The sequence below is a fragment of the Glycomyces sp. NPDC049804 genome, from assembly GCF_040674615.1.
Classification (GTDB): domain Bacteria; phylum Actinomycetota; class Actinomycetes; order Mycobacteriales; family Micromonosporaceae; genus Glycomyces; species Glycomyces niveus.
In genome coordinates, this window is record NZ_JBFAMQ010000027.1 from 34,732 (window position 1) to 41,590 (window position 6,859).

At 66.2% G+C, this 6,859-nt stretch carries 8 protein-coding genes; 7 read left to right on the forward strand and 1 reads right to left on the reverse strand.

Annotated features, from left to right (window positions below; all coding sequences use genetic code 11):
- Positions 1 to 4 precede the first annotated feature (4 nt).
- The 7 genes from AB0K52_RS24750 (at position 5) to AB0K52_RS24780 (ending at position 5,210) form a co-directional block, all read left to right on the forward strand.
- Positions 5 to 403: a roadblock/LC7 domain-containing protein gene (locus tag AB0K52_RS24750; protein WP_030161947.1), complete on the forward strand. Its 399-nt coding sequence runs from the start codon at positions 5 to 7 to the stop codon at positions 401 to 403.
- Positions 404 to 621: 218 nt separating this feature from the next.
- Positions 622 to 999 carry a DUF742 domain-containing protein gene (locus AB0K52_RS24755; protein ID WP_106364086.1) on the forward strand — a complete coding sequence of 126 codons (378 nt, stop codon included), beginning with the start codon at positions 622 to 624 and terminating at the stop codon, positions 997 to 999.
- Between the two features lie 6 nt (positions 1,000 to 1,005).
- Positions 1,006 to 1,593: an ATP/GTP-binding protein gene (locus AB0K52_RS24760; RefSeq protein ID WP_208499596.1), complete on the forward strand. Its 588-nt coding sequence runs from the start codon at positions 1,006 to 1,008 to the stop codon at positions 1,591 to 1,593.
- 272 nt (positions 1,594 to 1,865) lie between these two features.
- Positions 1,866 to 2,669 (forward strand): Scr1 family TA system antitoxin-like transcriptional regulator, encoded by an 804-nt coding sequence (locus AB0K52_RS24765; protein WP_363536912.1) that lies wholly within the window; start codon positions 1,866 to 1,868, stop codon positions 2,667 to 2,669.
- The gene (locus tag AB0K52_RS24770; RefSeq protein ID WP_363536915.1) at positions 2,653 to 2,904 is read left to right on the forward strand and encodes a DUF397 domain-containing protein; all 252 of its coding nucleotides are present in this window, start codon (positions 2,653 to 2,655) and stop codon (positions 2,902 to 2,904) included. The genes AB0K52_RS24765 and AB0K52_RS24770 overlap by 17 nt, the downstream gene beginning before the upstream one ends.
- Before the next feature lie 132 nt (positions 2,905 to 3,036).
- Complete coding sequence (locus AB0K52_RS24775) at positions 3,037 to 4,221, forward strand: MFS transporter (protein WP_363536918.1); 1,185 nt, start codon at positions 3,037 to 3,039, stop codon at positions 4,219 to 4,221.
- Positions 4,222 to 4,328: 107 nt separating this feature from the next.
- The gene (locus AB0K52_RS24780; protein WP_363536921.1) at positions 4,329 to 5,210 is read left to right on the forward strand and encodes a fructosamine kinase family protein; all 882 of its coding nucleotides are present in this window, start codon (positions 4,329 to 4,331) and stop codon (positions 5,208 to 5,210) included.
- A 356-nt stretch (positions 5,211 to 5,566) separates the two neighbouring features.
- Here AB0K52_RS24780 and AB0K52_RS24785 read toward each other — a convergent pair whose 3' ends face one another.
- Positions 5,567 to 6,013, reverse strand: coding sequence for a hypothetical protein (locus AB0K52_RS24785; RefSeq protein WP_363536924.1), 447 nt, complete (start codon positions 6,011 to 6,013; stop codon positions 5,567 to 5,569).
- Between the last annotated feature and the right edge of the window lie 846 nt (positions 6,014 to 6,859).

The following is a 6,859-nucleotide window of genomic DNA, read 5'->3' on the forward strand; positions in this document are numbered from 1 at the left end:
AACGATGAGCACTGGTGGAACCTCGGTCCAGGACCTGGGCTGGCTGCTGGCCGGCTTCGCCGAACGCGTGCCGGGCGTGGCCCACGCCGTCGCGGTCAGCGCCGACGGTCTGCTGCTGGCCTCCTCGCGGGACCTGCCGCGGGATCGCGCCGACCAGCTGTCGGCCGTCACCTCGGGACTGGTGAGCCTCACCCAGGGCGCCTCCCGATGCTTCGAAGGCGGCGCCGTCCTGCAGACGGTCGTCGAGATGGACCGCGGCTTCCTGTTCCTGATGTCCATCAGCGACGGCTCCTCGTTCGCGGTGCTGGCCTCGAAGAACTGCGACGTCGGCCAGGTCGGCTACGAGATGGCCCTGCTGGTCGACCGCGTCGGGCAGGCCCTGACGCCTTCGGCCCGCAGCTGAACCGCTTCCCTGAGCGGGCGCGATTGGCGAATGCACGTGCGGCACGGTAGGCTCCATCCGAGCGGACAGCAGCACGCGTGGGACGAACAACAATCGAACCCCTCCGTCGCATCCCCAGGCGACGGGCCGGTGCCTCCCCTGGCACGCGGTACACGGATAACTGACATGACTGCGGCACAAGGATTGTGGGATCTGTGCGCTGTGGTTGGAGGTAAGTAATGGTCCTCGGTGGTGATGAGCCGACCGGCTCACTCGTCAGACCGTACGCGGTCACTCGCGGCCGTACGCGGCCCCAATTGGAGATCGCCCTGGAAGCGCTGGTGGAGACCACCGCCCGCGGCCGGTCCGGGCAGTTCCTCGGCGGCCGGGAGCAGAAGGTGATCGTCGACCTGTGCGGCGGGCGCCTTCAGTCCCTCGCCGAGATCGCCGCGCGCATGGAGGTGCCCCTGGGCGTCGCGCGCGTGCTGGTCGCCGACATGGCGGCCGATGGATTGCTGGCAGTGCACGAACCCACCGGCTTCGACGCGGACGGCGGCGACGAATCGGTCGGAACCGAGCTCCTTGAGCGTGTCCTCAGTGGACTCAGGAGGCTATAGACCCACATGAACTCACCCGCAGACACCTCTCGTGTGACCTCTGCCAAGATCGTCATCGCCGGCGGCTTCGGCGTCGGCAAGACGACCCTGGTCGGATCGGTCTCCGAGATCACTCCGTTGACGACCGAGGCCATCATGACCTCAGCCTCGGAGGGCGTCGACGACAACAACCTGGTGCCCGACAAGGCGACCACCACGGTGGCGATGGACTTCGGCCGTATCACCATCGACCAGGACCTCATCCTGTACCTGTTCGGCACGCCCGGCCAGACCCGCTTCTGGTTCATGTGGGACGAGCTCGTGCGCGGCGCGATCGGCGCCATCGTCCTGGTCGACACCCGCCGCCTCGCCGACTGCTTCTCGGTCATCGACTTCTTCGAGCACCGGAAGCTGCCCTACCTGGTGGCCGTGAACTGCTTCGACGGCAAGCAGCTCCACGACCTCAACGACATCCGCGACGCCCTGCAGATCTCGCACGACGTCCCCGTGATGTACACGGACGCCCGGAACCGGGAGTCCACCAAGCAGGTGCTCATCAAGCTCGTCGAATACGTGCTCTCGATGCGACGCACCCGCACCGTCGGCGTCCACTAGTTGCCCACAAACGGACGCACGGCGATCGTCTAGGCTGACCCATCCACCTGGACCATGCTTCGAAGAGGCCCAAGGCTCACCCGCCTTGGGCCTCTTCTTTTTGTCTTGATCGACCGTCGGTTGGTCGGTGAAGCGGTGAAGCGGTGAGGCGAGGTAGGTCGGAAAGTATTGCGCCCCAGACTTTCCAGCCATTGCCCACTTCCCAGGACCCATGCCGCCAGGGGTACCGTTTCGTTACCGAGAGTGCCCGCCACAAGCTCCTGGAGGCATTGATGCCGATCGCCCGCATCGCGGAATGGTACGTCCCGGTCGAGTTGAATGCGCTGAAGCGCCAATCAGAGCTGACCATTGCGCAGCTCGCCAAGAAGCTCGGCGTGAGCCCGCGGACCATCACCAACTACCTGACGGGCGAGACCCGGCCCAAGGCGGGCATGGCGGCTTCGTATGCGCGGGTCTGCGGCGCGAGTGAGAAGCGGATGGACTTCCTCTCGCATGTGATCACGCAGCTGGACAACGGCGCCATCGTGTCGGAGCTCAGCGACCGCAACATCTTCATCGTCGAACTCGCCGAGGCGACATCGGGGGAGATCTGGAAATGGGAGCCCTTGTATGTCCCAGGCCCCCTTCAGATCGAGCTGTACCACTCAGGGATGCTCCCAGGACAAGAGCGGGACCCGATGCAGCACTATCAGCGCAAGTTCCGTCGCTACCAGACCTTGAGCAAGCGGAGGCCCGCTCCGAAGACGCATTACCTTGTAAGCGGCAACGCCCTACGAATTCTCGACGGTTGGCAATGGCGCGACAAGCAGATCGAAAGGCTGCTTGAGGCAGACGGACACCCTGAATGCGAGGTGCGGGTGCTTGAGGGGCTCCACTACGGCATGGAGCATGGATTCGACATCTACTTGCCCGACGGGCGGCCCGGCGCACCGCCGCCCTTCGTCTACGTTGAGACCCTTGACCAGAGCCGACACATCGAAGAGGCTTTCAAGGTGGAGTTGTACCATGACCGCGTCAACCACATGTGGTCTTCGGGGACTCGTATCGGAAGGTGGCTCGATGACAGAAGCCAGTAGCTGGCGCAAGAGCACCCGCAGCGGAGCGCAGGCCGACAGCAACTGCGTCGAATGCCGCGTGACTTGGCGCAAGAGCACTCGAAGCAATGGCGGCGCCGACAGCAACTGCGTAGAAGGCCGCCAGCGTGCCGAGGGCTTCCAGGTTCGCGACTCCAAGCTCGGCCACGACTCGCCGGTCTTCGCACTGCAGTCGGCCGACTTCGTGGGACTGCTCCAAGCGGCGGCCCGCGCCTAAGCGTTGTCCCGTATGGGACCAGGGTGGCCGGGTCCCCCGAGGGAGCGTCATCACGGTGCAGGACAACGCGTTCTCGGGTATCCCGGCGCGAGCATGGCGGTCGTCGGGACCGCCCGCACCCCGGGAGCGCCGGTGACCTCTTGCGATACCAATGACGCCTCTCCCCGAGCGGCGACCTCCCTGGCCGGTTCCGTGCTGCTGCTCGGCATCGCGGACTCAATGGTCGGCTCCTACCTCGTGCTGTTCGCCTCCGACCAAGTGGGCCTCGACCCGTTCCGCGTCGGCGTCATCTCCTCGGCCACCGCCGTCGGCGGGATCGCGGTCAGCTGGATGCTCGGCCGCCAGTTCGACCGCAGGCCGACCCGGCTGTACACAGTGGGAGTGGTCCTGGCAGGCGCCGTGGGGCTGGTGCTGACCAGCTCGGCCACTTCGTTCGCGGTGCTGCTCCTACTCGCCCTTACCTTGCTCGGCGGCACGGCAGCGGCGTTCCCGCAGCTGTTCGCGATGGCGCGGCTGGTTCTCGGAACCGGGTCGACCGGCCAGCGGTCCGCGCCGCTGCTGCGCTCTTTCTGGTCCGCGGCATGGGCGATCGGCCCGCTGCTGGGTGCGGCGGTACTCAGCAGGGCCGGCTACTCCGGGGTCCTGCTGGTGGCGGCCGGCATCCTCGGGCTCGTCGCACTGGTCACGCTCACCGCACCGCCGCCGCACGGCGAAGCGGAGGAACCGCAGGCGGACACCTCCCCCGGCAGCCCCAACCGCAGTGCGGTCGCCTGGTTCACTGTGAGCGTCGCGCTCTTCTTCACCGCCATGTTCGCCGGCTCGGTCGCCCTGCCGCTGTATGTCACCCGTTCGCTGGACCAAGCGCCCTCGTCCGTGGGTGTGCTCTTCAGCATCTGCGCCGCAGTCGAAGTCATGGTCGCCCTCGGCCTCGCCGCTGTACCGGCCCGCATCGGCCAGCGGACGGCCGTCCTCAGCGGCATGGTCGCCTTCATCCTCTACTTCGGGCTCCTGATGCTGTCCGAGAGCATGCCGCTGCTGATCGCCGCCCAGGCAGCACGCGGCTACGCGATCGCTGTGGTCGGCGCGGCCGGCATCCGGTTCTTCCAAGATTTGCTGGCCCCGGCCGTAGGCAGGGCCACGACGCTGTTCTCCAACGCCTCGACCGCCGGTTCGCTGGTGGCCGGAGTGCTGGCCGGCTGGTCGATCGGAGTGCTTGGATACACCACCACCCTTGCCTGGTGCGGCGCGATCGCGACCACCGCCGCAGCCGCGTTCATCGCAGGAACAGCGGCCCATCATGCAGATGACGTCACTTGATCCAGGCGCCTACGACCACGCCCGTGATGGCCTTTTCCAAGAACACAATGCGATGGCGGGCGGGCGTCTGGTGCGAACCGATTACCTTGCGCTGCTTAAATGGGTGCGTGTCACATGAGGAGATGCTCGCGGAACGGCTCCGTGAAGCAGGTTATGCCGCAAAGAAAGTGGACCGGGCCGTCGGCGGCGTAGTCGCGGTCGCCGGGCTGGTCACGCTCGAGGACGGCTCGGAGCTGTTCGCCAAGACCCTGCTGGGCCGGGAAACGGGCGTCTTCCCCGTCGAAGCGGCCGGCCTCGCCGAGCTCCGCGACCTCGGCGGGGCGAGGACGCCGGACGTACTGCACGCCACGGAACGGCTGCTCGTGCTCGAGAAAATGGATCCCCGTCGCGACGACGAGGATTTCTGGGAGCGGCTCGGTCACGCGATCGCCGCTCTGCATATGTCCACTGTGGGTGACCGGTTCGGCTGGCATCGCCACGGTTGGCTCGGCAGGCTGCGTCAGGACAACACCTGGGAACAGGACGGCCACACATTCTTCGCCGAACGGCGTCTTCTGCGCTGGTTGTCCGAACCGCTGGTCGAGGCGGCGTTCGATCGCGAGGATCGTCGAGCCGTCGAACGGCTGTGCGCCGCGCTGCCGGAGCTGATCCCGTCGCAGCCGGCATGCCTGACCCATGGCGACCTGTGGCGCGAGAACGTCGTCGCCACGCGTGAAGGCGAGCCTGTGCTCATCGACCCGGCCGTGTCTTACAACTGGCCCGAAGCTGACCTCAGCATGCTCTGGTGCTCGCCGCGCCCGCGCGCTTCAGAGCGGTGCTTCGCCGTGTACCAGGAGATCGCCGGACTGCAACAGGGCTGGGAGGAGCGGATGCCGATCCTCCATCTCCGGGAGCTGCTCAGCGTCATCGCCCATGGCGACGACGACTGGGGCGCCGCGGATGCCGTCCGAGCAGTCATCACACCGTTCAAGCGCCGCAACGAGAACTGACGGCCGCCACACCCCGCTGCCGGGCAACCGCGACGACTGCAAGGCCTTCGACGAATCCGGCGCCGACCACGCCACCAGCGCCACTTACGGGACAGCTTTTAACGCACACCCCATTCGAACTTCCAGGGTCGGGAGCGCATCTGCGCCCCGGCCTTTTTCATTGCCTCCCATGGACCCCGGCTATGCCGAAACGCTCGACTCAAAACAGGCAGCGACAACGAGGCAGGAACAATCCAGGGCCGTCTCCGTCGACCCGGCCCGATTCGGTCCTGGTTCAGACGGGCAGCGACAAAGAGTCTTAGAGCGTGTCTCAGTTGGTGCCCGAAGTACTTTCTCTGCCGGTCGTCCCAGTGCCGTTACATGAGCTGCTCTCCGGGATTCGGAGCCCAGCCAGACTTGACAGCCTCTTGCAGGGGTGGGTAGTCGAAGGTACGGCGGCGCCGACCCAAGGGCATGGCTCGGTGAATGCGTGCTCCGATCACGATGAGCGAGACCGGGACCCCGAACAAGAGCACGAAGATCTGCCAGCCTGCGTTTCCGAGCACGGCGAACAAGATCGCGCCGAGGATCCCCAGCACGCCAGACATGAGGAGCACAGCACCGGTCTTCATCTTCCTATCGCGGGCGGAGACGAAGTCGTAGCACTCTCGGCAGCGCGGGACTTCGATGGTCATGATCCGGTCGGCCGCGTAGAGGCCATCGTCTCGAAGGCTGAGCCGGGGAAGCCAATACTCCAAACGCACCTTGCGGCTACGCGCAGGGTCGGCTTGAGCCTCACCGCAGTACCAGCACTCCAGCTCCACAGCGCCCCCTCCATTCGGGCTGGAACCAAGTCTGCCCGAAGCACTCCCCGCCGACAGCACAGGGCATCTACGTACCCGGGTTCCACATCGGTTCTCGATCAGGTCCCGGATGGCGTGCAACGGGGCTGCTACAGGGTTCAGGCGGGCGGCGACAACGAGGTCGCATGGCGCTTGGGCCGGACCTCGGCTCCCAGGCTGGGTCGGATTGCAGTTCAAGCGGGCAGCGACAACGAGGTCCATTTGCCCTGGGGCGGGATTTCGGGTTCCTGGTGGGGTGATGCCTGCGGTTCAGGCGGGCGGCGACAACGAGGTCCCATGGCGCTTGGCCCGGACCTCGGCTCCCAGGCTGGGTCGGATTGCAGTTCAAGCGGGCAACGACAACGAGGCCCCATTGCGCTTCGGCCGGACCTCGGCTCCCCGCCGGGAATGAACTGCAGTTCAAGCGGGCAACGACAACGAGGTCTGAGCGTTCTCGGGGCGGGCCATCGACTGCCCGGTCTGGTGATGCGCGCGGTTCAGGACGTTTCTATGTTTGTCAAGCGCGGGTTGTCGTGTCTTGGGGTGGTGGTTGGAGGAGCCTGTAGATCTCGCGGGCGATGTAGCGTTTCAGGATCCGGATGGTCTCCTTTTTCGACTTTCCTCGTCGGGCAGCGACACCCAGGTCCCATTGTGCTCGGGCCGGACCTCGGCTCCCAGGCTGGAATGGGTTGCGGTTCAGGCGGGCAGCGACTGGAGGGTGTGTGCCGGGGCCGATTCCGGCTCTGGGCATGCGGAGGGGCCCGAACCCTGGTGGGTGTCGGGCTGCGCTGCTTGATGCGTGCGGCGCTTCCCCCAGCAGATGCCTCG

What these genes read in the sequence shown, in the direction of transcription:
- AB0K52_RS24750 (WP_030161947.1), top strand. Translation starts at nt 5, where the DNA reads ATGAGCACTGGTGGAACCTCGGTCCAGGACCTGGGCTGGCTGCTGGCC.
- AB0K52_RS24755 (WP_106364086.1), top strand. Translation starts at nt 622, where the DNA reads ATGGTCCTCGGTGGTGATGAGCCGACCGGCTCACTCGTCAGACCGTAC.
- AB0K52_RS24760 (WP_208499596.1), top strand. Translation starts at nt 1,006, where the DNA reads ATGAACTCACCCGCAGACACCTCTCGTGTGACCTCTGCCAAGATCGTC.
- AB0K52_RS24765 (WP_363536912.1), top strand. Translation starts at nt 1,866, where the DNA reads ATGCCGATCGCCCGCATCGCGGAATGGTACGTCCCGGTCGAGTTGAAT.
- AB0K52_RS24770 (WP_363536915.1), top strand. Translation starts at nt 2,653, where the DNA reads ATGACAGAAGCCAGTAGCTGGCGCAAGAGCACCCGCAGCGGAGCGCAG.